The 22,044-nt window shown below is 64.5% G+C and carries 26 protein-coding genes and 1 tRNA gene; 19 read left to right on the forward strand and 8 right to left on the reverse strand.

Annotation, left to right across the window (positions count from 1 at the left end):
* Positions 1–176: 176 nt before the first annotated feature.
* The 5 genes from AAEO60_RS11405 (at position 177) to AAEO60_RS11425 (ending at position 3,392) form a co-directional block, all read left to right on the forward strand.
* Positions 177–1,106, forward strand: a complete 930-nt coding sequence (locus AAEO60_RS11405) for an AraC family transcriptional regulator (protein WP_341673838.1) — start codon at positions 177–179, stop codon at positions 1,104–1,106.
* 310 nt (positions 1,107–1,416) lie between these two features.
* A complete protein-coding gene (locus AAEO60_RS11410) occupies positions 1,417–1,806 on the forward strand; it encodes a VOC family protein (protein WP_341673839.1) in 390 nt (129 codons plus the stop codon).
* A 14-nt stretch (positions 1,807–1,820) separates the two neighbouring features.
* Positions 1,821–2,228, forward strand: a complete 408-nt coding sequence (locus tag AAEO60_RS11415; protein WP_341673840.1) for an MAPEG family protein — start codon at positions 1,821–1,823, stop codon at positions 2,226–2,228.
* 33 nt (positions 2,229–2,261) lie between these two features.
* Positions 2,262–2,858, forward strand: coding sequence for a uracil-DNA glycosylase family protein (locus AAEO60_RS11420; RefSeq protein WP_341673841.1), 597 nt, complete (start codon positions 2,262–2,264; stop codon positions 2,856–2,858).
* A 6-nt stretch (positions 2,859–2,864) separates the two neighbouring features.
* Entirely contained in the window at positions 2,865–3,392 is a 528-nt protein-coding gene (locus AAEO60_RS11425; protein WP_341673842.1) for a GNAT family N-acetyltransferase, read from the forward strand.
* Between the two features lie 32 nt (positions 3,393–3,424).
* Here the strand turns inward: AAEO60_RS11425 and AAEO60_RS11430 are convergent.
* A tRNA-Gly gene (locus tag AAEO60_RS11430) sits at positions 3,425–3,498 on the reverse strand.
* A gap of 210 nt (positions 3,499–3,708) precedes the next feature.
* Here AAEO60_RS11430 and AAEO60_RS11435 point away from each other — a divergent pair.
* Both AAEO60_RS11435 and AAEO60_RS11440 read left to right on the forward strand, forming a co-directional pair.
* On the forward strand, positions 3,709–5,589 hold the full coding sequence (locus AAEO60_RS11435) for a sensor histidine kinase (protein ID WP_341673843.1): 1,881 nt from the start codon (positions 3,709–3,711) through the stop codon (positions 5,587–5,589).
* On the forward strand, positions 5,582–6,253 hold the full coding sequence (locus AAEO60_RS11440; protein ID WP_341673844.1) for a response regulator: 672 nt from the start codon (positions 5,582–5,584) through the stop codon (positions 6,251–6,253). The genes AAEO60_RS11435 and AAEO60_RS11440 overlap by 8 nt, the downstream gene beginning before the upstream one ends.
* Before the next feature lie 107 nt (positions 6,254–6,360).
* Here the strand turns inward: AAEO60_RS11440 and AAEO60_RS11445 are convergent, their stop codons facing one another.
* Positions 6,361–6,636 carry a hypothetical protein gene (locus AAEO60_RS11445; protein ID WP_341673845.1) on the reverse strand — a complete coding sequence of 92 codons (276 nt, stop codon included), beginning with the start codon at positions 6,634–6,636 and terminating at the stop codon, positions 6,361–6,363.
* Between the two features lie 267 nt (positions 6,637–6,903).
* Here AAEO60_RS11445 and AAEO60_RS11450 point away from each other — a divergent pair, with 267 nt between their 5' ends.
* The 5 genes from AAEO60_RS11450 (at position 6,904) to AAEO60_RS11470 (ending at position 10,909) form a co-directional block, all read left to right on the forward strand.
* Positions 6,904–7,791 (forward strand): class II fructose-bisphosphate aldolase, encoded by an 888-nt coding sequence (locus AAEO60_RS11450; protein ID WP_341673846.1) that lies wholly within the window; start codon positions 6,904–6,906, stop codon positions 7,789–7,791.
* Positions 7,791–8,507 (forward strand): HAD-IA family hydrolase, encoded by a 717-nt coding sequence (locus tag AAEO60_RS11455; RefSeq protein WP_341673847.1) that lies wholly within the window; start codon positions 7,791–7,793, stop codon positions 8,505–8,507. The genes AAEO60_RS11450 and AAEO60_RS11455 overlap by 1 nt, the downstream gene beginning before the upstream one ends.
* A gap of 22 nt (positions 8,508–8,529) precedes the next feature.
* Positions 8,530–9,210, forward strand: coding sequence for a dihydroxyacetone kinase subunit DhaL (gene dhaL / locus AAEO60_RS11460; protein ID WP_341673848.1), 681 nt, complete (start codon positions 8,530–8,532; stop codon positions 9,208–9,210).
* A 37-nt stretch (positions 9,211–9,247) separates the two neighbouring features.
* Positions 9,248–10,240 (forward strand): dihydroxyacetone kinase subunit DhaK, encoded by a 993-nt coding sequence (dhaK, locus tag AAEO60_RS11465; RefSeq protein WP_341673849.1) that lies wholly within the window; start codon positions 9,248–9,250, stop codon positions 10,238–10,240.
* Between the two features lie 102 nt (positions 10,241–10,342).
* A complete protein-coding gene (locus AAEO60_RS11470) occupies positions 10,343–10,909 on the forward strand; it encodes a septal ring lytic transglycosylase RlpA family protein (protein WP_341673850.1) in 567 nt (188 codons plus the stop codon).
* Positions 10,910–11,282: 373 nt separating this feature from the next.
* On the opposite strand, the gene AAEO60_RS11475 is transcribed toward AAEO60_RS11470, so the two are convergent.
* From AAEO60_RS11475 to AAEO60_RS11500, 6 genes are all read right to left on the reverse strand, one after another.
* On the reverse strand, positions 11,283–12,047 hold the full coding sequence (locus AAEO60_RS11475) for an SDR family NAD(P)-dependent oxidoreductase (RefSeq protein WP_341673851.1): 765 nt from the start codon (positions 12,045–12,047) through the stop codon (positions 11,283–11,285).
* A gap of 76 nt (positions 12,048–12,123) precedes the next feature.
* Positions 12,124–13,740, reverse strand: coding sequence for an FAD-binding oxidoreductase (locus tag AAEO60_RS11480; protein WP_341673852.1), 1,617 nt, complete (start codon positions 13,738–13,740; stop codon positions 12,124–12,126).
* Positions 13,737–14,066, reverse strand: a complete 330-nt coding sequence (locus tag AAEO60_RS11485) for a c-type cytochrome (protein ID WP_341673853.1) — start codon at positions 14,064–14,066, stop codon at positions 13,737–13,739. Before AAEO60_RS11485 ends, AAEO60_RS11480 begins: the two co-directional genes overlap by 4 nt.
* Before the next feature lie 116 nt (positions 14,067–14,182).
* On the reverse strand, positions 14,183–14,860 hold the full coding sequence (locus AAEO60_RS11490; protein ID WP_341673854.1) for a TetR/AcrR family transcriptional regulator: 678 nt from the start codon (positions 14,858–14,860) through the stop codon (positions 14,183–14,185).
* A gap of 100 nt (positions 14,861–14,960) precedes the next feature.
* The gene (locus tag AAEO60_RS11495; protein WP_341673855.1) at positions 14,961–15,920 is read right to left on the reverse strand and encodes a TauD/TfdA dioxygenase family protein; all 960 of its coding nucleotides are present in this window, start codon (positions 15,918–15,920) and stop codon (positions 14,961–14,963) included.
* Between the two features lie 22 nt (positions 15,921–15,942).
* Positions 15,943–16,581, reverse strand: a complete 639-nt coding sequence (locus AAEO60_RS11500; protein WP_341674681.1) for a MaoC family dehydratase — start codon at positions 16,579–16,581, stop codon at positions 15,943–15,945.
* On the opposite strand from AAEO60_RS11500, the gene AAEO60_RS11505 reads away from it, so the two are divergent.
* The 7 genes from AAEO60_RS11505 (at position 16,479) to cysN (ending at position 22,038) form a co-directional block, all read left to right on the forward strand.
* Entirely contained in the window at positions 16,479–16,778 is a 300-nt protein-coding gene (locus tag AAEO60_RS11505; protein WP_341673856.1) for an I78 family peptidase inhibitor, read from the forward strand. The two genes, AAEO60_RS11500 and AAEO60_RS11505, sit on opposite strands and share 103 nt — an antisense overlap.
* A complete protein-coding gene (locus AAEO60_RS11510) occupies positions 16,771–17,175 on the forward strand; it encodes a Rid family hydrolase (protein ID WP_341673857.1) in 405 nt (134 codons plus the stop codon). Before AAEO60_RS11505 ends, AAEO60_RS11510 begins: the two co-directional genes overlap by 8 nt.
* A gap of 113 nt (positions 17,176–17,288) precedes the next feature.
* Positions 17,289–17,528 carry a hypothetical protein gene (locus AAEO60_RS11515; RefSeq protein WP_341673858.1) on the forward strand — a complete coding sequence of 80 codons (240 nt, stop codon included), beginning with the start codon at positions 17,289–17,291 and terminating at the stop codon, positions 17,526–17,528.
* Positions 17,529–17,593: 65 nt separating this feature from the next.
* Positions 17,594–18,064, forward strand: coding sequence for a hypothetical protein (locus tag AAEO60_RS11520; RefSeq protein WP_341673859.1), 471 nt, complete (start codon positions 17,594–17,596; stop codon positions 18,062–18,064).
* A 4-nt stretch (positions 18,065–18,068) separates the two neighbouring features.
* Entirely contained in the window at positions 18,069–19,130 is a 1,062-nt protein-coding gene (locus tag AAEO60_RS11525) for an enoyl-CoA hydratase/isomerase family protein (RefSeq protein WP_341673860.1), read from the forward strand.
* A gap of 32 nt (positions 19,131–19,162) precedes the next feature.
* A complete protein-coding gene (cysD, locus tag AAEO60_RS11530; protein WP_423970162.1) occupies positions 19,163–20,113 on the forward strand; it encodes a sulfate adenylyltransferase subunit CysD in 951 nt (316 codons plus the stop codon).
* Complete coding sequence (gene cysN / locus AAEO60_RS11535; protein WP_341673862.1) at positions 20,113–22,038, forward strand: sulfate adenylyltransferase subunit CysN; 1,926 nt, start codon at positions 20,113–20,115, stop codon at positions 22,036–22,038. The genes cysD and cysN overlap by 1 nt, the downstream gene beginning before the upstream one ends.
* Positions 22,039–22,044: the final 6 nt, after the last annotated feature.

Genomic DNA, 22,044 nt, shown 5'->3' on the forward strand with positions numbered 1-22,044 from the left:
CGGCGAACCGATCAGGTCAGGCAGGAGCACGGCCGCGCGCTTTGCAGATCGTCTCGTAGTGCTTGCGCCCAGTGCCAATTCTCGCGCAAGGTGTTGCAGTGCATCCGGTTACACCGCTTGGGCATTCCGGATTATCGGGTCGCCAACCATGGCGCCCGCAGGACAGGTAGAGTCGCATGGACTTGCTCAGTGACATCCTCGATTCACTCTCGCTGCAGGGCCAGTTCTATTTCAACACCTGCTTCAACCGTCCATGGTCGGTCGGCGTCCCCAGCTATGCCGCTGCGATCCGTTTCCATTACGTGGTGCAGGGCGAATGCTTCATTCGCGCCGGCGAGGGCGAGGCGCACCACATGCGGCAAGGCGATTTCGCCCTCATCCCGGCAGGCGCGGCCCATGCCATTTCGGACAGCGCCGAGCGCAGGCCGGTAGGCCTCGAAACGGTGCTGCAGGATGCGGGCTATAGCGGCAGCGGCACCCTTGTCGTCGGCAAGGGCAACGCGAACACCGCGACCAGGCTCATGTGCGGCCACTTCACCTTCGCCGAAGGCAGCAACCACCCGCTGTTGCGGGCACTGCCGCCCGTCATCCACGTCAGCGCGGGACTGCGCCGGTCCACCTATTGGCTCGACGAGACGCTGCGGCTGATGGCTGGCCAGATGGACGGCACCGCCCCCGGCACCTCTGCGGTCGTGCGCCGCCTGTCGGAAATCATGTTCATCGAAACCGTCCGTTCCACCGCCGCCCAGTCGCCCGAACTGGCCCGGCTGTTCGAAGCCCTGGGCGACCCGAAGATCTCGCGCGCGATCGAGGCCATGCACCGCGACGTCGCCTCGCAGTGGACGGTCGAGGCACTGGCCAGCGAGGCGGCCATGTCGCGCAGCCGCTTCGCCGCGCGGTTCCAGGAACTGGTGGGCTGCGGCCCGCTGACCTACCTCGCCGAATGGCGTCTGCAGAAAGCCTGCGCCCTGCTGCGCGAAGGCAAGGTGCCGGTGCAGGAGGTCGCGGCCCGCATCGGCTACCAGTCGCCCGCTGCCTTCACCCGCGCCTTTGCCAACATGTTCGGCGAGTCCCCCACCAGTTTCCGGACCCGTTCGGCCGCTTGAATTTGCAGATCGTCCGATCTGCTTAGCTGCAAATCCCTAATTCGGTCACCTGCCTTGCCCATGCGTCCCGCCTCGCGCATCTCCGCCGCGTCATCAACGCAACCCCGGAGGAACCACTGCAACGCATCGTAACCCGCTCGACCAGCTAGCCGGCACCGGCACCAGAATCCCCCAAACAGACAACCATCCACAGCGTCGCGGCCGCCCGACTCCGTAGCGGCCGCGCGGACGGCGGCGCTCGTCCTGCCGGCACCCCGATCTCTGCCCGCAGGGCGGGTGGCCGCCGTCCACCAAGACAAGGAATTATTGCATGAACATTCTCGACCATATCAGCCTGGGCGTGCCCGCGATCGACGCGGCCCGCCGCTTCTACGATCCCGTCATGGCGTCGCTCGGCCTGTCGTGCCTTGCCGCCAACGGCGCCTTTGCCGCCTACGGCAAGGACGCAGTGCAGTTCCTCGTCATGGTCCCGGCGGACGGAGACGACTTCACCCGCGGCAACGGCACCCACGTGGCCTTTCAAGCCGAAACCCCGGCCAATGTGGATCACTTCCACGCCGCTTCGCTCAAGGCTGGCGGCATGTGTGCGGGCAAGCCCGGGCCGCGTCCCGACTATCCCGCCGCCGACGTCTACGCCGGTTTCGTCATCGATCCCTTCGGCCACAAGCTCGAAGCGATCCACAACGGCTTTGCCGCGTAAGGGGAGTCGAGCAAATGGAACAGGCCTATCACTTCCTCGCCCTTGCCGGCGTGTTCACCGTCCTGATGTGGGTTCCCTACATCCTGTCCCGGCTCTTCGTCTGGGGCTTCAAGGACTTCCTCGGCAACTACCCGGCCGGCTTTCCTGCAACGGAGCCCGAACCGCCGCTGTGGGCGCAGCGCGTCAAGCGGGCGCACCTCAACATGGTCGAGACGCTTCCCGCCTTCATCGCAGTGGTGCTGGCAGCGGCCATGCTGCCCGACCGGATCGATGCCGCCAGCGTCAACCTGTGGGCTTCGGTGTTCTACTATGCCCGCGTGGCGCACTATATCGTCTACTCGCTTGGCGTTCCCTACCTGCGGACCCCGTCCTACCTGGTGTCCTGGGCAGCGATCCTGGCGATCGGCCTGCAGGTGGCGTGAGCCAGGCTGCGAAACCGTTGGAAGAGTGATGCGATGACCAGCCCGGCAGCCCTTGCGGACAAGCAACTCCTCGCCTCCGTGCGCGGCTGCCGGAACTGTGCGTCGCTGCCGCTGGGGCCGCGCCCGATCCTGCAATGGGACCCGGCAGCCAAGATCCTTATTGCCGGGCAGGCCCCCGGCAGCAGGACCCACGCCAAGGGCATTCCCTTCGACGATCCGTCGGGGGATCGCCTGCGCCAGTGGCTGGGGGTGGACCGCGAAACCTTTTACGATCCGGCGCTGTTCGCCATCGTGCCCATGGCCTTCTGTTATCCCGGCACGGGAAGCAGCGGTGACCTGCCGCCGCCACCCGTCTGCGCCGACCTGTGGCGGCAGGACCTGCTCCGCCGCCTCGGACAGGTGCAACTGACCATCGTCCTCGGACAATATGCCGCGAGCTGGCATTGCGAAGGACCGCGCCAGACGGTGACGCAAGCCGTTTCACGCTGGCGCGAGACCTTGCCGGAACAGGTGGTGCTGCCCCACCCCAGCCCGCGCAACCAGCGCTGGCTGGCGCAAAATCCGTGGTTCGAAAGTGACCTTCTGGGCGTGCTGCGCGAACGGGTATCTGCAATCCTGGCAGCGGCGTGATTTCCCATGATCCATCTCGAAAGCAACACGGCCAAGCTCGACCGCCTCGGTCCGTTCCGCTTCACACGGCTGGCCGTGATCTCTCCGGCGGCACTTCTCGCCCACCTGCGCGATCCGCGCGTGGCGCGGCACCTGCCGCTGCTGCCACCTGCCATCGACGAAGCCTTCATCGGCCAACTGGTGCAGGCAAAGGAGGAATGCTGGGAGCGTGACGGTCTGGGCCACTGGGCCATCCTGCGCGGCGACGACTACGTCGGCTGGGGAGGTTTCCAGCGCGAAGGTGACGCCTGGGATTTCGGGCTGGTCCTGCGCCCCGCATTCTTCCGGCAGGGCCATGCCATTGCCGTCCAGGCCTTCGAATGGGCCAGGCTGCATACGAAGATAGAGGAGGTGACCTTCCTCCTGCCGCTATCCCGGTCCGAACGCGCCCTCACCCGTCTGGGCGCGCGGCCGCTCGGCACAGCCGACTATGCCGGCACGCCCTATCGCAAGTGGTCCCTGCGCCTCGAGGCGCTGTTACGGTACCGAAGCTGAGGTGATGGAAAGCCGCTCGCGCGGCGAAGAGGTGGAGCGGGTGAAGGGAATCGAACCCTCGTCTTAAGCTTGGGAAGCTCCTGCTCTACCATTGAGCTACACCCGCATTCCCGAAGGAGCGCGCCATTAGCTGGTGCGCCTAGGCGCCGTCAATCGACTTGCGCAGCTAGCACTTCCAACCAGGCGCGGCAGGGCTCTGGGCAGCGCCAGCGAAAAGTTCAGGCCTGCCAAGCATATGGCATGACTTTCGCCGGTGGCCTGCCATAAACACGGCAGCAAGCGGAGATGGCATCGGGGGCTTTCGCTGGTGGGGACCATGCAGACAGCAAGACAGCGTGACTGGCGGCAGCTGGCGCTGGCCATCGTCGTGTTGCAGGCAGCCTACTGGCTGTTCCTCGGCCCGCTGTTCGAGCCCGTGCAGCGTCCGCTCGACCGCATCCAGCCGACAGCCATCGAAGTCGCCGAAATCGACGCGCCGACATGGGAAGCGGCCAGCAGCGCCAGCTACCACGCCGTCGACGTGCCGTGGGAGGAATGCTGCGAAGAAGGCTACCGCGCCGTGCGCGTCACCTTCGCGCTCGACGAGATCCCGCCCACCGGCATCGGCGAGGTGCCGATCATCGGCGCGGACAATTACACCGCCTGGATCAACGGCAGTCAGCACTACGCCGAAGGGCGCATGGAACTGCCCGACATCTCCTACCACGGGCGCGCCTATCGCGGGATCAACCGCTTGCCTGCCGGGCTGCTGAACCTGGGCGAGAACCAGCTGACCTATGTCCTCGTCAGCGAGGAAGGCACCGGCGGGTTCTTCGCCGCCAGCCCCTACCTGGGCGAATACGACGCGGTGATCGCGCAATTCGGCTTCCGCAATTTCCTGCTCAACGAATACCTGCTGATCTGCTCGGTGATCGGCGCATTGGTGGCACTGCTGGCCTTTGTCGGCTGGGCGCGCGGCGGGTTCCAGCGCTACCTGTTCTGGCTGGGAACGCTGTCGGGGTCATGGGCCTTCCTTATCTTCCAGTCGGACTGGGCCGACCCGTGGTTCACCGGTCGCCTGTTCGCACTGGTATCGAGCTGCGCGATGATGCTGATCCCCGTGGCCTGGGTGAACATGACCAACAACTGGGCCGGCCACCGCCTGCCCTATGTACTGCCCGCATCGCTGGTGATCTATGCGGCAGGCGTGGTGATCTTCAACCTCGCCAACGCGGGCGATGCGGGGACCAACCTTGCCGCCATGTTCTCCTACATCGTCAGCGGCGTGCTGGCGCTGGCCGTGCTGGGCCTGCTGGCATGGAAGGTGCGCCATATCGGGCGCGAACATACGTGGGAATTCGCGGTCTTCGTGCTCTGCGCCACGGTGCTGGCGGGCGAAGCGCTGGGCGAGATCTTCGACCTCAACATCGGTTCGCCCACGGATTACATCTTGCCGTTCCTGCTGGTGGCGCTGGCCGCGGCCTTCTTCGCCCGCAACATCCGCCTGTTCCGCTCTTCCGAAGAGATCAACACGCTGCTGCAAGGCCAGCTGGACGAACGCACGGCCGAACTGGCCACGGCGCACCAGCGCGAGAAGGTGCTGCTGCGCGAACAGGCGCACCAGGACGAGCGGCGGCGGATCATGGCCGACATGCACGACGGACTCGGTTCGCAGCTGATGAGCCTGCTGCTGCTGGCGCGGCGCGGCAAGGCCGACCCGGAGCGGGTCACGCGCGGGCTGCAAGGGGCGCTCGACGAGATGCGGCTGATGATCGATTCCATGGACTCTGTCGGGGAATCGCTCGCTTCGGCACTGGCGCTGTTCCGCGAACGCGCGGCCGAGCGGGCGACAGGCGCGGGTTTTGCCATTGAATGGAATGACACCGCGGAGGGATATCTGCCAAACCTCTCCCCGCGAGCAGTATTGCAGGTCTTCCGCGTATTGCAGGAAGCACTCACCAATGCGCTGAAGCATTCGGACGGCACTGTGGTGACCGTAAATGTGGCATCGCACGCCATCTCGGTCTGCGATAACGGTACCTTGCTGGGCGATGAACGACCCGGCGGCAGAGGCCTGGAGAACATGACGGCGCGCGCCAGCGCCATCGGGGGGAGCTTCACCCTCCGGCGCGAAGGCGAACAGACCGTTGCCCGGATCGAGCTGCCACAAGAACAGGGCGGGCCGGAAGGCCGCAACAGGGCAACAAGTCATGGCTAATGCACGCATTGCGATACTCGACGATGATCCCGCGATCCGCGAGCACCTGACCGATATCGTCACCACTTGCCCGGACTACGACCTGGCTGGCACCGCCCCCACCATCGCCCGCGCGCGCGACATGATGGTGCGCAAGCAGCCGGACCTGTTCCTGGTCGATGTCGGCCTGCCTGATGGCAGCGGGGTCGACTTCATCGAGTTCGCCAAGAAGCAGCGCGACTGCAAGGTGCTCATGATCACCAGTTTCGGCGACCGGGAGACCGTGGTCTCCGCGTTGGAGGCTGGTGCGGACGGCTACCTGCTGAAGGATTCCAGCCCCGCCACCATCCTCGACGGGATCGCCGCCACGCTGAACGGCGGCGCGCCGATCAGCCCGGCAGCGGCGGCCTACCTGCTCGAGCGGCTGCAGGGCAGCAAGCCGGCGATCACCGCCAATGCCGAGGCGAACGGTGACGAGGAGACCGCCTCGCTCACCGCGCGTGAGGTGGAGCTGCTGGAAGTCTTCGCCCGCGGCATGAGCTACAAGGAAGCCGCCCGCGCGCTCGACATTTCGCCGCTGACCGTGGGCAACCACGTCAAGTCGATCTACCGCAAGCTGGCCGTCCATTCGCGCGGCGAAGCGGTCTATACCGCGCTGCGCACCGGCCAGCTGTCGATCGACTGAAGCTGTCAGGCACGAAAAGGGCCCGGAACCTCGGGCAGGAAGACTGTCCAGGTTCCGGGCCGGGTTGCGCAGCAGCGGTCGCGGGCTGCCGCACGGGGATGGCCGGTTCAGGTCGCGGCGCGGAAGGCCGAGACGCAGTCACCCACGTTGCGGAAATTGAAGAAGTCGAGCGCATCGTAGTCGCGCAGCTGGCGGCAGGTGCGCGGCGCATTGGTGCGCAGTTGGCTCATGCATGCGCCGTGGCTATCGAAAAACTGCAGCTCCACCAGCAGGCGGCAGACCTGCACCTCGTCATTGGCGGCAGCACTGGCAGCCGTCGGCAGCGCCACGTTGCAGGATGCGGCCAGCACGACAGCGGCCGCGTATGCGGTCAACTTCTTCATTGGTTCCTCCGTTTCCCCGGTAACTTGCCCCCAGGAATGAGGCCCAGACTATGAAGCTGCGCGCGCCCCCGGAACGCCATGGGTGTGGCAGGCAGCAGCATTGCGCCGCGGCGAGCCACAATTCCGGACATATTCAATCTCGAAGGCGTTCAGCTGCGCAATCACGGGTGGTTTGCCGCCGCACCAGAGGCTATGGACCCGATTCGATGCAGCCGGACACAATCACCGGCCGCCTTTTTCTTGGACGGCACTCGTAGGGAGCACGACATGCCACTTGTTAATATGAAGCCCTTGCTTCGCCACGCCATGGACAACGGCTATGCCGTCGCGGCGTTCAACCTGGTCGACTACAACACCACGAAGGGCATGGTGAAAGCGGCCGAGGAACTCGACGCACCGGTCATCTGCCAGACCTCGTCGAAGACCATCGACTATTACAGCCACGAGGAAATCGTCAGCTGGGTGCGTACCTGCGCCGAGAATTCGCCGGTACCCGTGGTGCTGCATCTCGATCACTGCAAGGACCTCGCGATGATCGAGAAGTGCGCGCAGACCGGGTGGACCTCGATCATGATCGACGCCAGCGAATTCCCGTTCGAGGAAAACCTCGAAATGTCGAAGAAGGTGCGCAACATCGCCGAAAAGTACGGCGTCGGCATGGAAGCCGAACTGGGCCAGATCATGGGCGTGGAAGACGACATGGTCGTCGCGGAAGAGGATTCGGTGCTGACCGATCCGGAAGACGCCAGGAAGTTCTGCGATGCGCTGGACCTGTCGGCCTTCGCTTGCGCCGTCGGCACTGCGCACGGCTTCTACAAGGGTGAGCCCAAGGTCGACTTCGACCGTATCGCCGCCATCAACGCTGCCACCAACACGCCGATGGCGCTGCACGGCGGCACCGGCCTGTCGGACGAGACCTTTGCCAAGGCCATCGCCCGCGGCAGCGCCAAGGTGAACATCTCGACCAACCTGAAGCACGTCTTCGTCGAGAGCTTCGAAGCCTATCGCAAGGCCAATCCCGACGACTACGAGCCGCTGCGCGTGATCGACGCCCAGTACCAGGCGTGCAAGTCGCTGTTCGGCGGCTTCATCGAGAAGTTCGGCGGCAAGGGCCATGGCAGCCAGTTCCTTGCCTCGCTGAAAGAGACTGCCTGATGGTCTCGGCGATCATTTTCGATTGCGACGGCGTGCTGGTCGATACCGAGCGCGATGCGCACCGGGTCGGCTTCAACCAGGCCTTCGAACACTTCGGGATCGACGCCGAATGGTCTGTCGATTTCTATGCCAAGATGCTGCTGGTCGCCGGCGGCAAGGAACGCATGACCGCCTACTTCGATGAAGCCGGCTGGCCGGAAGACAAGGTGGCCGAATATGGCGGCAAGGCGGAACTGATTGCCGCCCTGCACAAGTACAAGACCGCGCAGGTCTCCGCGATCGTCAAGGACCTGCCGGTTCGCCCCGGTGTCCTGCGCATCGTGGACGAAGCCATGGCCAATGGTGTGCGCCTCGGCGTCTGCACCACGTCCAACCCCAAGTTCATCGACGCCGTGCTCGACCTGTTCGGGCCGGAGCGCAAAGCCGCTTTCGAGTTCGTCCATGCGGGCGACGTGGTGTCGAAGAAGAAGCCCGATCCGGAAATCTATCACCTCGCCACCAAGTCGCTGGGCCTCGACCCGAAGGAATGCGTGGTGATCGAGGACAGCCGCAACGGCCTGCTCGCCTCGACCGGTGCGGGATACCCCACGCTCATCACCACCAGCACCTATACGGTGGATGAAGACTTCACCGAGGCCGCGCGCGTCGTTCCCGAACTGGGAGACGCGCCGAACCCGGAAGTTACCCTTGCAGACTTGTCCGCGCTGACCGCATAACCGGCAGCCCAGGGAGAGATTGATGACGACGTTTACGATTGCTGATTTCGAGAAGGCCATCGACATCACCTGCGACACGGTGATCGCCAACGAAAAGTACTTTTCCGACCTCGACGGCCTGGCCGGCGACGGTGACTTCGGCACCTCGCTCGCCACCGGCTTCAAGGTCATCAAGAAAGACCTGCCGGAGATCGACAAGAGCGCCATCGGCGCCATGATGCTGAAGATCTCGATGATCTGTTCCAAGCACGTCGGCGGCTCGTCCGGCCCGATCTGGGGCACGGGCTTCATGCGCGCAGGCATGGTCGGCAAGGGGCTGGAAGAAGTCAGCTACCAGCAGCTGACCGAAATGCTCGGCTCCGCCATCGAAGGCATCGTCGCGCGTGGGGGGGCCAAGCGCGGCGACAAGACGCTGCTCGACGCGCTCTGGCCGATCCACGACAAGATGCAGGAGATGGATGGATCGGACATGGGTGCCGTGCTGGCCGCCATCACGGCCGAGGCCGACAAGGCCATCGACGAGACGCGCAGCTCGGTCGCCCATCGGGGCCGCGCCAGCCAGGTGGGTGAGCGCAGCGCCAACACGCCCGATCCGGGCATTGTCGGCGTGGCCACGATCCTGCGCGACTGGTGCAAGGCCTACGGCGTCGACTACACGCCGAACGCCCGCGAACTGCAGGTTTCCAGCGTCAAGGATCTGTAATTAAGACCAATTGTTTCACGCATGAGAGGAATGAAACATGAAGAAATTCGTCAATAATCCGGAGAACTTCGTTCCCGAATTCATGGCCGGTGTGATCGCCGCCAATTCTGACCTGCTGGAGGCCATGCCCGAATTCCAGCTGATCAAGCGCAAGAACGTCGATCCCTCGAAGGTCGCCATCGTCCAGGGTTCGGGCTCGGGCCACGAACCGGCACACGTCATGGCTGTCGGCCCCGGCATGCTGACCGCCGCCTGCCAGGGCCCGGTCTTCGCCGCCCCGCCGGTCGACGCCTGCTACGAAACGATCAAGTCGGTCGCCACCGACGCCGGTGTGCTGGTGCTGGTGAACAACTACCAGGGTGACCGCATGGCCTGGGACATGGCCAGCGAAATGGCCGAAGCCGAAGGCATCAAGGTCGTCCAGTTCCACATCAACGACGACGTCGCCGTGCAGGACAGCCTGTACACTGTCGGTCGCCGCGGCGTGGCCGGCAACTTCTTCGTCATGAAGGCTTGCGGCGCTGCTGCCGAAGCTGGTGCGAGCCTTGAAGAAGTGGTCGCCGTGGCCGAGAAGGTGAACAACAACGTCCGCTCGATGGGCGTCGCGCTGACCAGCTGCATCCCGCCTGCCAAGGGCGATGTGATCTTCGACATCGGTGACGACGAAATGGAAATCGGCGTGGGTATCCACGGCGAACCAGGCCGCGAACGCACCAAGATCAAGAGCGCCGCAGAGATCACCAAGATCCTCTACGACGCCGTGCAGTCGGACCTGCCCTTCAGCTCGGGCGACCGCGTCGCCATGATGGTGAACGGCCTTGGCGGCACCCCGCCGGCCGAACTCTACGTGGTCTACAACGAAGCTGCCAAGCTGGCTGGCGAAACCGGCCTGACCATCGCCCGCAACTACGTCGGCGAATACTGCACCGCCATCGAAATGGCCGGCTGCTCGCTGACCATGCTCAAGCTGGACGACGAGCTCGAAAAGCTGCTCGACGCTCCGGCGGAGACGGCCTGCCGTATTTTCTGATCCCCGCGACAAGCAGGTAAACGAGACGCCCGGCCCTCCACGCAGGGGGCCGGGCGTCTTTCTTTTTCGGAACATCGTCCACGGCTCATCCCTTGATTGGGTATGACGAATCCCGAAACCGCCGCCCATGACAGCAACACCTTGCCCAGCCGCCGGGAGCGGCTGCGGATGCTCTTGCGGCTGAAGTCCCAGCGGCAAATGGCCTTGCTCGGCGCCGGCCTGTTCGCCGTACTGTCACTAGGCTTGGGGGGCGCGCTGATGCACGAGAGCACCGCGCCGGAAGTTGTCAAACTGGGCGCTGGGCGCGCAAGCGTGGAATCCATGCCGGTCAGCGAGCTTGAGCCGGTGGCCGCCCATCCCGCCCCGCAGGAAAGCAGTCTCGGCCTTGGCAATGCGAGCTATTACGGTGACGAACTGGCAGGAAACCTCACCGCCAATGGCGAGGTTTTCGATCCACGACAGCTCACCGCTGCCCACCGCACCCTGCCGCTGGGCAGCGAAGTGCGCGTGACCAATCCGCGCAACGGCGATAGCGTGGTCGTGCGCATCAACGATCGCGGACCCTATCACGGCAACCGGGTGATCGACCTGTCGTACGCCGCTGCCCGCGAAATCGGCCTGATCCGCAGCGGTGTGGGCCTGGTCAACCTCGCCTTGCTGGTCAGCTAGGCCTGTAACTCCGGGGCCCAATCGACAAACTTGCGACGATCGGGCGGCTTTGCTTGCGCGGCAGGCAACCGCCACGCCGCTATGTTGAAAAATACGCAACACATGTCGCGAATTGGTCATTTGCCAATTATGTTGCGCCGCACCATATGCGCGACCGCTCCCCGATCAACGGGGAAACCGGAGACCAAGAATGTCCACTATTGCCAACCGTCTGCTGTCGACGCTTGCGGCGATTTCGGTCAGCACTTCGCTGCTGACTGCCATCCTGCCCTAACAGTTTGACAGCTGTGGGAGCCGGCACCTGCCGGCTGCCGTGAACAATCAGGCCTGGCCCCTGCAAAAGGGGCCGGGCCTTTCTTCGTTTGGGCCGCAATCAGTGCGCGGTCTGGCCGCCATCGATGGTCCAGGTCGCGCCGTTGACGAAGCTGGCGGCGTCGGAACACAGGTGCAGCACGGTTCCGGCGATCTCTTCGGGCTGGGCATAGCGGCCCGAGATATTGTGCTGGAAGAACATGTCGGTGAAGTCGCTGCTGTCGGCCCAGTGCTGGGTCATCGGGGTGCGCACGAAGCCGGGTGCGACGCAGTTCACGCGGATGCCTTTCTGCGCATATTCCACAGCAGCTGCCTTGGTCAGGCCGGACACCGCGTGCTTCATGGCGCAGTAGACGCTCATGTTCGGGTCCGCGATCAGCGCGCCGACCGATGCCGTGTTGACGATGGCCCCGCCGCCCGCTTGCAGGAAGTGACGGATCTCTGACTGCATCGAATAGAACACGCCCTTGAAGTCCACGTCGATGGCAAGGTCCAGCTCGTCCTCGGTCACTTCGTGGATCAGGCGCTGTTCTGGCAGGATACCGGCATTGTTGAAGGCCATGTGCATGCCGCCGAAGCGGGTGACCGTCAGCGCTACCAGCGCATCGACCGCAGCCTTGTCGCGCACGTCGGTGCGGATGAAGTCGGCCTCCCCGCCGGCCTGTTCTATGATGGCCACGGTTTCCTCGGCGCGGTCGTCGATATCGCCGATCATCACCTTGGCGCCGCGCTCGGCAAAGGCCGTGGACACCGCGCGGCCGATACCTGTGGCACCCCCCGTCACCAGGGCCACCTTGCCGGGGAAGTAGTACTGCACGTCACTCATGGTCGCACCTCGTCAGTCAGAATGAGGGGCCGGCCCCGCCAGATGGGATGGGAGAGCGGGGCCGGCATCGCACCGGTCAGGCAATGCCCTGCTTGCCCGGAGCGATGATGTGGTTGGGATCAAGCGCCTGCTTGATGCGGGCATTCACCTCGCGGTTGGCCGCGCCATACTGGTCCGCCACCAGGTCCATGGTCGAGACCGACGAGCGATAGGCCGCCCAGCCGCGTTCGCCGAAGCGGGTGATCATCTCCTCCATGCACTGTTCCGCCTTGGCGGAGTGCTCGTCGTCGCCCTTGTCGAACATCAGGAAGATGATGTGGTGCAACTCGCGCCCGCCGACGGCGTAGGCAGGGGCATAGTCGAAACCCCACTTGTTCATGATCTCGGTGGCCAGCTCGGTTTGCCCGATCGTTTCCACGCCCTTGGCAGGCGCCACCGGGGCAAAGGCGACCGCGCCGCCGCTGCGGCCCCACCAACGGACCAGGCCCTTTTCCTCCAGCGTCATGCCGCCGCGCATCAGCGTTTCGTTGTGCTCGAAGTAGGGGTTGCCGCGCATCTCGGCTGCGGTCAGCACGTCGGCCCCGGTTGCCTCGAAGGCTCCCGTCAGGATCGGCTCCATCGCCGCGATCATCTCTTCCGTGCCGTAGAGCGCGTAGAAGGTGTTCCACATGCCGATATCGTTGGCACGCGCGTGGCGCTGGATCACGTCGAGCGGGATCACGCCTTCACCGTCCCACAGGTCTGCCCGGCTGTTGAACATCGACATCTGGTAGAGCGCGCCCATGATCAGCACGCCGTTGGGGATGAGGTTGTTCATGCGGAACGGGCGGATGGTGTCGGTGATCGCCGCCACGTCTTCCACGTTCGGCGAACGCACCATGAAAGGCTTGTAGACCGGCGGTCGCGGCATCAGCCACATGCCCAGCTTGGTCACGATACCGAAGTTGGACTGGGTGAAAATGCCGTCGAGATAGGGGCCATAGCCCCACTTGAACGCCTGCCAGGTGTTGCCGTTCTCGATCGAGCCCATGCCCGTCTTGAGCACCGTGCCATCGGCCAGCACCACTTCCATGCCGCACTGCATGAAGAAGTGATCGCCATAGGGCGTATAGCCGACGCCGCGTTCCAGCGTATTGCCCATCATCGAGACGATCGGGCCAACAGTGGGCACGTCGATCCAGTACGGCAGGTCGTTATCCTCGATATAGTCGTGGATCTGCTGGTAGGTGACCCCCGGCTCCACCAGGATCGTGCCCAGTTCGGCATCGAAATCGAGGATGCGGTTCATCCGCTTGAGGTCGAGGATCATCTGGCCGCTGCTGGCGGGCGTGGCCATGCCGTAGCCCATGTTCTTGCCGGTGGAGATCGGCCACAGCGGCAGGCGATAGCGGTTGGCCACGGCCAGGATCGCCTGCACCTGTTCCACGCTGGCAGGGGCCACGGCACCACTGGGTATGTGCTCGCCGCGCAGGTCGGGAATGCCGCTCTTGCGATAGGAAATGGTGCTGGCCTCGTCGGCAAAGACCCAGTCTTCACCCACGATGGCGCGCAATTCGCGCACGACGGCGACGAACTGGTCACGGTCCATGTCCTGCGGCATCATGCGCGCACGGGCGAGCGGGGTCAGCGCCGCCGTACTCGCCACAGCGCCGCCAATGGCCATCACCTCGCGACGGGAAAATCCATTGCTCATCCGCCGTGCTCCTCTGGATCGGCCTCGGATTGCGAGAGCCATTCGGCCAGCGCGTCCAGCTCGTTGTCAGTTATTTCAGTGGGTTTGAAGGCAGGCATGGCTCCCATGCCGGACCGCACGATGGACTCGATCACGGCGGGCGGCAGGCTGCGTCCGCGAATGATCGGCGCAATGTTGTGCCCGTGGCAGTAGCCGCAGGTGCGCGCATAGAGATATTCGGGTTCGCGCGGCTCGATCTCGTAAGTCGCCTGGGCGCTTGCCTCGACCGAGCTGGCGGCAACCAGTCTACTTCCGGCGACCAGCGACAATCCAATTGCGAGCGCCATCCAGCGTCCCTGCCCGACTTGCATGTGTTCCTCTCCCGATCGGCGATTTTCCGCCTTGTCGGGTCAGGTGATAATTACAATGGACAATTTGTCAATTAAACATATTGGCTGTCGCTTCAATCATTCGCTGCCGCAGCCTCGAGCGGTGGCAAAGGCAGGTGAGCGATGGACTTGGCGGCATCGCGATCGACGCCCAGCCCGCACAGGATATATCCGGCTACCACCTCCGGATAGTTCTCCGGCATGTCGCGCTTGGCGATGGAACCCATGGCCGCCAACGTCGCGCCCAGCAGGATATCGCGCCCCAGTTCCGCCGAGGGGATCGGCAGCGAGCCGTTGTCCACCCCGTCGGTAATGGTGCGCAGGGCCTGGCGGACTGTCTCCGCCCCGAAGATCTCGCCTGAAGCGCTCATGTTGAGCATAGACCATGCCCAGCGCCGGTCCTTCTGCGCGCGCCGCAGATAATAGCGCACGGCAACGGTGCACTGCTCACGCGAGTCGGGGATCTGTGAAACGGTGGCCGTGACTGCCTCAAGGAAATCGTGCGTTACCTCGCGCGTCACCGCCTCGCGCAGGTCCACCATGCCGGAGAAGTGATTGTAGAAGGTCGCCCGGGTGACGCCGGCCTGCTCCACGATATCTTCGATCCGCGCGAACAGGCCGTTCTCTTCACCGAAGATAGCAAACGCAGCCGCGATAATGCGCGCCCGCGTTTCCGCACGCCGCTTGCGGCCGACTTCGGTCCGGCCATCGGTCTGCTGCGGCATGTCGATCTGGGGTGGCGTGTCGGTCAAAATGGTTCCCTGTTGCTAGCCATAGGTGCGGAACCATCAAGGTTCCGGCAACTGCCCATGCCAGTCAAACCGGGATTACCAGTCAAACGGCAATCGTCACCTAACGCCCAGCGTCGCGCGCCGAATTGATGTCGACGGCCTTGGGGCTCTTGGCGAACAGCGCCGTGTAGGGGTCGTCGCCCGTTTCCATCAGGTGCGGTTCGGTGCCTTCGCGCACGGTCGTGCGGCGCATGTCGCGCTTGTAGGCGGTGTAGTCGTATTCGCCGCCGCGGTGCATGGTGGCGAGGTTGTCCCAGATCACCATGTCGCCCGGCTGCCACGACCACTTGAAGGTGTACTGTGGCTGCGTGGTGTGAGCGATCAGATCCGCGATCAGCTGACGGCCCTCGGGGCCTTCCATGCCTTCGATGTCCATGGTGTGGGCAGCGATGAACAGGCTCTTGCGGCCCGACCCGGCATGGGTGTGGACGATCGGGTGGCGCGCCAGCGGGCGTTCGAGGATTTCTTCCTCGGCCACGTCGGCCCCGGCCTTCTTGCGGCTCCACCACAGCGAGTTGATGCCGACCTTGTCCTCGATCAGGTCCTTGGTTTCCTGCGGCAGGTCTTCATAGGCCGTGCGCGCATCGGCGAACCAGGTCTCACCCCCGGCTTCCGGCGGCGGGGTGATGTGCGCGAGCAGGATCGAATAGCTCGTGCGCTTTTCGAGGAAGGCGCTGTCGGTGTGCCACAGCCGGTCGCCCTTGCGGTATTCCACGGCGGCGGGATCGGTGGTGATTTCGCCTTCGAGATTGAGGTTCGAAGCGTCGAACAATTCACGGTAGGGAAGGCGCATCTTGGCGCCGTCGGGGCGCTTGGGCACGCGTTCGAGGTAGCCGAAATTGCGGCTGAATTCGACGTGTTGCTCGTCCGTCAGCCCGGTGTTGCGCCAGACAGTGACGCCGTACTTGTCCATCGCATCGGTGATCTGCTTGACTTCGTCCGCCGACAGCGGCTGCGTCAGGTCCAGTCCGGAACATACGGCACCGAAATTGGGCAGGATGGGTTCGACTTTCAACGACATCACTTTCTCTCCGTGTCGGCCCTTATTCGGCAGGCCGCTTTTTCTGCAGGCTGGCGCGCTTGCAACTCGCCACCAGCACGTCGTCCTGATTATAGGCGCGATGGACGAAATTGACTATGCCCTGATTTGGCCGCGACTGGCTTTCCCGCGTTCCGACAACTTCGGTCTCGATCCGCAGGGTGTCCCCGATGAAGACCGGCGCGGGGAAACGCACCTCGTCCCAGCCGAGATTGGCAACCGCCGTTCCCTGCGTGGTGTCGTTGACGCTGATCCCCACCATCAGGCTGAGCGTGAAGCACGAATTGACCAGGATCTGGCCGAATTCGCTGTCTTTCATGAACTCCGCATCGAGGTGCAGCGGCGTGGGGTTGTGGGTCAGTGTGCTGATCAGCAGGTTGTCCGTTTCGGTCACGGTCCGCCGCAGCGGGTGGTCGAATACCTGCCCCACCGAAAATTCCTCGAACCAAAGCCCTGCCATGTGCGTTTCTCCTCTTGTCCCGCGTCCTAGCGCCTCGAACGGCTTGACGCTAGGATGCCGCCAAGAGGAGAAACCCGACCATGAAGCTGCTTTTCCTTCCCTGCCTGCTGCTGCCGCTGGCGGCCTGTGCCACCACGGCGGATGGCAACGGCCCGCCGCCCGTGCGCGAACCTGCGGGCGAATGCGACGCCAGCGCGGTGCAGGACCATGTCGGCCACACCGCCAGTGCCGAGGCGGGCGCCACCCTGCTGCGTCTGACCGGAGCTGCCACCTTGCGCTGGGTGCCGCCGCGCACCGCCGTGACCATGGATTTCCGGCCTGACCGCCTGACCGTTTCCTATGACGACGACATGATTATCGAAAGGATCACCTGTGGCTGACCCCAATGACGGCCGCCAGCGCATCCCGCCGCTGGGCCCCTTTGAAGAGCAAGCCGGATTTACCCGCGCGATCCGCGTGGGTGACCGCATCATCGTCTCCGGCAATGTCGGGGTGGAGGAAGACGGCACCGTCAGCCCGGACGCCGGGCGACAGGCGGACCGCTGTTTCGAACAGATCCTCGACTATATCGGCCAGCTGGGCGGACATTCGGGCGATGTCGTGCGCGTAAGGATGTTCGTAACCGATATCGCCTATGCAGATGCCGTAACCGCCGCCTTCACGCGCGCGGTGGGCCATGCCCGGCCCACCGGCACGCTGGTGGCAATTGCCGCACTGTATAGTCCGGAGTGGAAATGCGAAATCGAAGCCGAAGCAGTGATCGGAAGCCTGCAATAGTTGCCCGGGCAGCGCTTGCGCTGCCCGTCCTCGCGCTTGTCGCCGCCTGTGGCGACAGTCTCGAAAGCCGCAACGAAGCCGCCGGGCTGGACCCGCGCGGAGGAGGCGGCGAGATGCGGATCGTTTCGCAGAATTCCGCGCCGTCGCGTTCCAGCCAGTCCCCTACCTCTCGCGCGCCCAATGCCCAGCCGACTTCGCAGGGCTTTGCCGAAGACGAGAGCGCGGAGGAGGTGATCGAAGTCGACGCGGGGCCGGAGACCTTCATCGATTCCGCCGAGGGTTTCGATCCGTCGCCAATGGACGACACCATGGGCTTCGATCCCTCGCCGATGGACGTAGGCGGAGGCGAATAGGGCCAGGCCCTCGCTCCACCGCCAGTTCCTTGCACCGCGACCGCCTTCCTGACATGGCTGCGGGCATGACCAAGCATCCCCAGATCGCCCTGCTCGCAGTCGCTGCGGCACTGTCGCTTTCCGCCTGTTCGTCCGAACCCGAAGCCACCGCGCCCGACGCGCCCGTCCCGAGCGAGGCCAGCGAAGTGGCAGCGACGGCTGGCACCGGACAAGCACCAGAAGGCACGGACTCTGAAGGCATCCCGGCCGCCATGCTCGGCGTGTGGGACTATGTCGAAGGCACCTGCGATCCGGCATCGGACCTGCGACTGGAGATCGCGCCGGACCACCTCACCTTCTACGAGAGCTACGGCACGGTGCAGTCCGTAACCCGCGATGGCGATGACGTGACCTTTGCGCTGGCCATGGAGGGCGAAGGCGAAACCTGGCAGGAAAGCCTCACCTACCGACTGGTCGAAGGCGGGACGATCCTCGAAAGCGACATGCCTGCCCCGGTGGGCGAAGGCCAGCTGCGCCGCAAGCGGTGCGAGGGCTGATCGCATGAGCGAGAACGTCACCACCAAGGTCGATGGCAAGGTCGGCCGCATCACCCTGACGCGCCCCAAGGCGCTGCATTCGCTGACGCTCGACATGTGCGAGGCCATGACCGCCGCGCTGCTCGAATGGTGCAGCGATGACGCGGTCGCGGCGGTGATCATCGAACACCAGCCGGATACGCGCGGCTTCTGCGCGGGCGGCGACGTGGCGCTGCTGCGCAATTCGGCGATCGAGGACGGCGGCCAGCGCGGGCGGGAATTCTTCCACGCGGAATACCGGCTCAACCACCTGCTGTTCACCTATCCCAAGCCGACAGTGGTATTCATGGACGGAGTGACCATGGGCGGCGGCGTGGGCATCAGCCAGCCGTGCGACTTCCGCGTGGCGACCGAGAATACCAAGTTCGCCATGCCCGAAGGCGCCATCGGCCTGTTCCCCGATGTCGGCGCGGGCTGGTACCTGCCGCGCCTGCCGGGCGAGGTCGGCAAGTTCCTCGCGCTCACCGGCGCGCGGCTCGACGGGGCGGAATGCCTCTGGGCAGGTCTCGCCACGCATTACATTCCCAGCGACAGGCTGGCCGAGACCAAGGCGCAGATCGTAGTCGACCCGGCCTCGCTGGAACGCTACCTCGTCATGCATGCCGAAAGCGCGCCCGAAGCGCGGCTGGCCGGGAACCGCGAGAAGATCGACCGGCTCTTCGCGGGCGAAACGCTGGAAGAGATCGAGGCAGCCCTGGCCGCCGACGACAGCGAGTGGGCCGCCAAGGAGCTGAAAGCGGTCACCACCAAGTGCCCCGTCACGGCCAAGGTCGCCTTGCGCCAGTTCGCCGAGAATGCCCACTGCGCAACCTTCGCCGACAACATGGCCATGGAATATCGCATCGCCGCGCGCATGATCATGCGACCGGACTTTGCCGAGGGCGTGCGCGCCGTGCTGGTGGACAAGGACAATGCCCCGCAGTGGTCGCCCGCAACGGCGGAAGGCGTGACGCAGGACATGGTCGATGCCGTCTTCTCCCCGCTTCCGGAAGGCGAGGAGTGGACCCCCGTCAAATGCGCGAATTGAAGGGCTGAAACAAAATCTCGTCAGGCCAAGGCTTGCGAGTTGCGAATGCACCCGCCAAGGCTCTCGCCACGATGAAACGACTTACGCACCTCGAACGGCTCGAAGCCGAGAGCATTCATATCATGCGCGAAGTTGCCGCCGAGGCGACCAAGCCGGTCATGCTCTATTCGATCGGCAAGGACAGTGCAGTCATGCTGCACCTGGCGAAGAAGGCGTTCTACCCCTCGCCTCCGCCCTTCCCGCTGCTGCACGTCGACACTACGTGGAAGTTCAAGGACATGTATGCCCTGCGCGAGAAGAGCGCGGCGGATGCCGGCATGGAACTGCTGGTCCATCATAACCCGGAAGCCGAAGCGCAGGGGATCAATCCCTTTGACCACGGCCCGCTGCACACCGACATGTGGAAGACCGAGGGGCTGAAGCAGGCGCTCACCATGCACGGTTTCGACGCGGCCTTCGGCGGCGCGCGCCGCGACGAGGAAAAGAGCCGCGCCAAGGAGCGCATCTTCTCCTTCCGCACCGCCAGCCACGGATGGGACCCGAAGAACCAGCGCCCCGAGCTGTGGAACGTCTACAACACCCGCAAGGCCAAGGGCGAAAGCATCCGCGTCTTCCCGCTGTCCAACTGGACCGAACTCGACGTGTGGCAATACATCATGGCCGAAAACATCGAGATCGTGCCGCTCTACTACGCCGCCGAACGCCCCACCTACGAATACGAAGGCGGGCTGTTCATGGCTGACGATCTTGACCGGCTCGAACGGGTCATGGGCAAGAAGCCCGACATCACCATGCGCAAGGTGCGCTTCCGCACGCTGGGCTGCTTCCCGCTGACCGGCGCGGTGGAGAGCGAGGCCGAAACGCTGGCCGAAGTGGTGCAGGAAATGCTGCTCACCACCACCAGCGAGCGCCAGGGCCGCGTCATCGACAAGGACGAAGGCGGTGCCGGCATGGAGAAGAAGAAGCAGGAGGGCTATTTCTGATGGCTGACACTCCCGCCAGTGACCCTGCCTACAAGGTCGATGCCCTCATCGCCGAGGATATCGAGGCCTACCTGCAGCTGCACCAGAACAAGGGCCTGCTGCGCTTCATCACCTGCGGCAGCGTGGATGATGGCAAGTCCACCCTGATCGGGCGGCTGCTCTACGACAGCAAGATGATCTTCGAGGACCAGCTGGCCGCGCTCGAAGCCGACAGCAAGAAGGTCGGCACGCAGGGGCAGGAAATCGACTTCGCCCTGCTGGTGGACGGCCTTGCCGCCGAGCGCGAACAGGGCATCACCATCGACGTCGCCTACCGCTTCTTCGCGACCGAGAAGCGCAAGTTCATCGTCGCCGATACGCCGGGGCATGAACAGTACACCCGCAACATGGTCACCGGCGCTTCGACCGCGGACCTCGCGGTGATCCTGATCGACGCGCGCAAGGGCGTGCTGACGCAAACCAAACGCCACAGCTTCATCGCCCACCTGCTGGGCATCAGGCACCTGGTGCTGGCAGTGAACAAGATGGACCTGGTGGACTACGACCAGTCGACCTTCGAACACATCGTCGCCGACTATCGCAGTTTCGCGCAGGAAATCGGCATTGCCGAGTTCACGCCGATCCCGATCTCCGGCTTCAAGGGCGACAACATCGCCTCGGCCCCCTCGGCCAATACGCCGTGGTACACCGGCCCCTCGCTGATCGAGCACCTCGAGACGGTGGAGATCGCCAATGCGGTGGCGCAGGCGGGCAGCTTCCGCATGCCGGTGCAATGGGTGAACCGCCCCAACCTCGACTTCCGCGGCTTCTCCGGCCTGATCGCCAGCGGCTCGGTCAAGCCGGGAGACGCCGTGCGCATCGTGCCCTCGGGCAAGACCAGCACGGTCGACCGCATCGTTACCATGAACGGCGACCTCGACGAGGCCGTCGCCGGCCAGTCGGTCACCCTGACCCTGGCTGACGAAGTCGACGTGTCGCGCGGCAGCGTGATCGCGGCAGCCGACGATCCGCCCGAAAGCGCGGACCAGTTCGAAGCCAATGTCGTCTGGCTTTCCGACCAGCCGCTGATCCCCGGGCGCGGCTACTGGCTGAAACTGGCCACGCAAACGGTCACGGCCACGCTGGCGCAGCCGAAGTACGAGATCGACGTCAACAGCCTGGAGCACCTCGCGGCCAAGACGCTGGACCTCAATGCCATCGGCGTCACCGAAGTCACCACCGACAAGCCGCTGACCTTCGCGCCCTATGCCGACAGCCGCCAGCTGGGCGGGTTCGTGCTGATCGACAAGCTGACCAATGCCACGGTCGGCGCCGGCATGATCAACTTCAGCCTGCGCCGGGCGCAGAACGTGCACTGGCAGTCGGTCGACATCACGCGTGACCAGCACGCCGGGATGAAGAACCAGAAGCCCGCCGTGCTGTGGTTCACCGGCCTTTCCGGTTCGGGCAAGTCGACCATCGCCAACATGGTGGAGAAGAAGCTGTTCCGGATGAACCGGCACACCTTCCTGCTCGACGGCGACAACGTGCGCCACGGGCTCAACAAGGACCTCGGCTTTACCGAGCAGGACCGGATCGAGAACATTCGCCGCGTGGGCGAAGTGGCCAAGCTGATGGCCGATGCCGGACTGATCGTCATCACCGCCTTCATCAGCCCCTTCCGCGCCGAGCGGCAGATGGTGCGCGACATGCTGCCCGATGGCGAGTTCATCGAAGTGCACGTCGACACACCGCTGGAAGTGGCCGAGGCACGCGACGTGAAGGGCCTCTATGCCAAGGCGCGCGCTGGCCAGCTGAAGAATTTCACCGGCATCGACAGCCCCTACGAGGAGCCGGAGAGCCCCGAAGTACGGATCGAAACCACGGCCATGACGCCCGAAGAGGCGGCGGACCTGGTGGTCGACTGGCTGCTGCGCGACAGCTGACGGAAA

The sequence above is a fragment of the Aurantiacibacter gilvus genome (assembly GCF_038289935.1).
GTDB classification, from domain to species: domain Bacteria; phylum Pseudomonadota; class Alphaproteobacteria; order Sphingomonadales; family Sphingomonadaceae; genus Alteraurantiacibacter; species Alteraurantiacibacter gilvus.

Bases quoted from the DNA above. Each gene is read 5' to 3' on its own strand.
- AAEO60_RS11405 (WP_341673838.1), top strand. From the start codon at position 177: ATGGACTTGCTCAGTGACATCCTCGATTCACTCTCGCTGCAGGGCCAG.
- AAEO60_RS11410 (WP_341673839.1), top strand. From the start codon at position 1,417: ATGAACATTCTCGACCATATCAGCCTGGGCGTGCCCGCGATCGACGCG.
- AAEO60_RS11415 (WP_341673840.1), top strand. From the start codon at position 1,821: ATGGAACAGGCCTATCACTTCCTCGCCCTTGCCGGCGTGTTCACCGTC.
- AAEO60_RS11420 (WP_341673841.1), top strand. From the start codon at position 2,262: ATGACCAGCCCGGCAGCCCTTGCGGACAAGCAACTCCTCGCCTCCGTG.
- AAEO60_RS11425 (WP_341673842.1), top strand. From the start codon at position 2,865: ATGATCCATCTCGAAAGCAACACGGCCAAGCTCGACCGCCTCGGTCCG.
- AAEO60_RS11435 (WP_341673843.1), top strand. From the start codon at position 3,709: ATGCAGACAGCAAGACAGCGTGACTGGCGGCAGCTGGCGCTGGCCATC.
- AAEO60_RS11440 (WP_341673844.1), top strand. From the start codon at position 5,582: ATGGCTAATGCACGCATTGCGATACTCGACGATGATCCCGCGATCCGC.
- AAEO60_RS11445 (WP_341673845.1), bottom strand. From the start codon at position 6,636: ATGAAGAAGTTGACCGCATACGCGGCCGCTGTCGTGCTGGCCGCATCC.
- AAEO60_RS11450 (WP_341673846.1), top strand. From the start codon at position 6,904: ATGCCACTTGTTAATATGAAGCCCTTGCTTCGCCACGCCATGGACAAC.
- AAEO60_RS11455 (WP_341673847.1), top strand. From the start codon at position 7,791: ATGGTCTCGGCGATCATTTTCGATTGCGACGGCGTGCTGGTCGATACC.
- dhaL (WP_341673848.1), top strand. From the start codon at position 8,530: ATGACGACGTTTACGATTGCTGATTTCGAGAAGGCCATCGACATCACC.
- dhaK (WP_341673849.1), top strand. From the start codon at position 9,248: ATGAAGAAATTCGTCAATAATCCGGAGAACTTCGTTCCCGAATTCATG.
- AAEO60_RS11470 (WP_341673850.1), top strand. From the start codon at position 10,343: ATGACGAATCCCGAAACCGCCGCCCATGACAGCAACACCTTGCCCAGC.
- AAEO60_RS11475 (WP_341673851.1), bottom strand. From the start codon at position 12,047: ATGAGTGACGTGCAGTACTACTTCCCCGGCAAGGTGGCCCTGGTGACG.
- AAEO60_RS11480 (WP_341673852.1), bottom strand. From the start codon at position 13,740: ATGAGCAATGGATTTTCCCGTCGCGAGGTGATGGCCATTGGCGGCGCT.
- AAEO60_RS11485 (WP_341673853.1), bottom strand. From the start codon at position 14,066: ATGGCGCTCGCAATTGGATTGTCGCTGGTCGCCGGAAGTAGACTGGTT.
- AAEO60_RS11495 (WP_341673855.1), bottom strand. From the start codon at position 15,920: ATGTCGTTGAAAGTCGAACCCATCCTGCCCAATTTCGGTGCCGTATGT.
- AAEO60_RS11505 (WP_341673856.1), top strand. From the start codon at position 16,479: ATGAAGCTGCTTTTCCTTCCCTGCCTGCTGCTGCCGCTGGCGGCCTGT.
- AAEO60_RS11515 (WP_341673858.1), top strand. From the start codon at position 17,289: ATGCGGATCGTTTCGCAGAATTCCGCGCCGTCGCGTTCCAGCCAGTCC.
- AAEO60_RS11520 (WP_341673859.1), top strand. From the start codon at position 17,594: ATGACCAAGCATCCCCAGATCGCCCTGCTCGCAGTCGCTGCGGCACTG.
- AAEO60_RS11525 (WP_341673860.1), top strand. From the start codon at position 18,069: ATGAGCGAGAACGTCACCACCAAGGTCGATGGCAAGGTCGGCCGCATC.
- cysN (WP_341673862.1), top strand. From the start codon at position 20,113: ATGGCTGACACTCCCGCCAGTGACCCTGCCTACAAGGTCGATGCCCTC.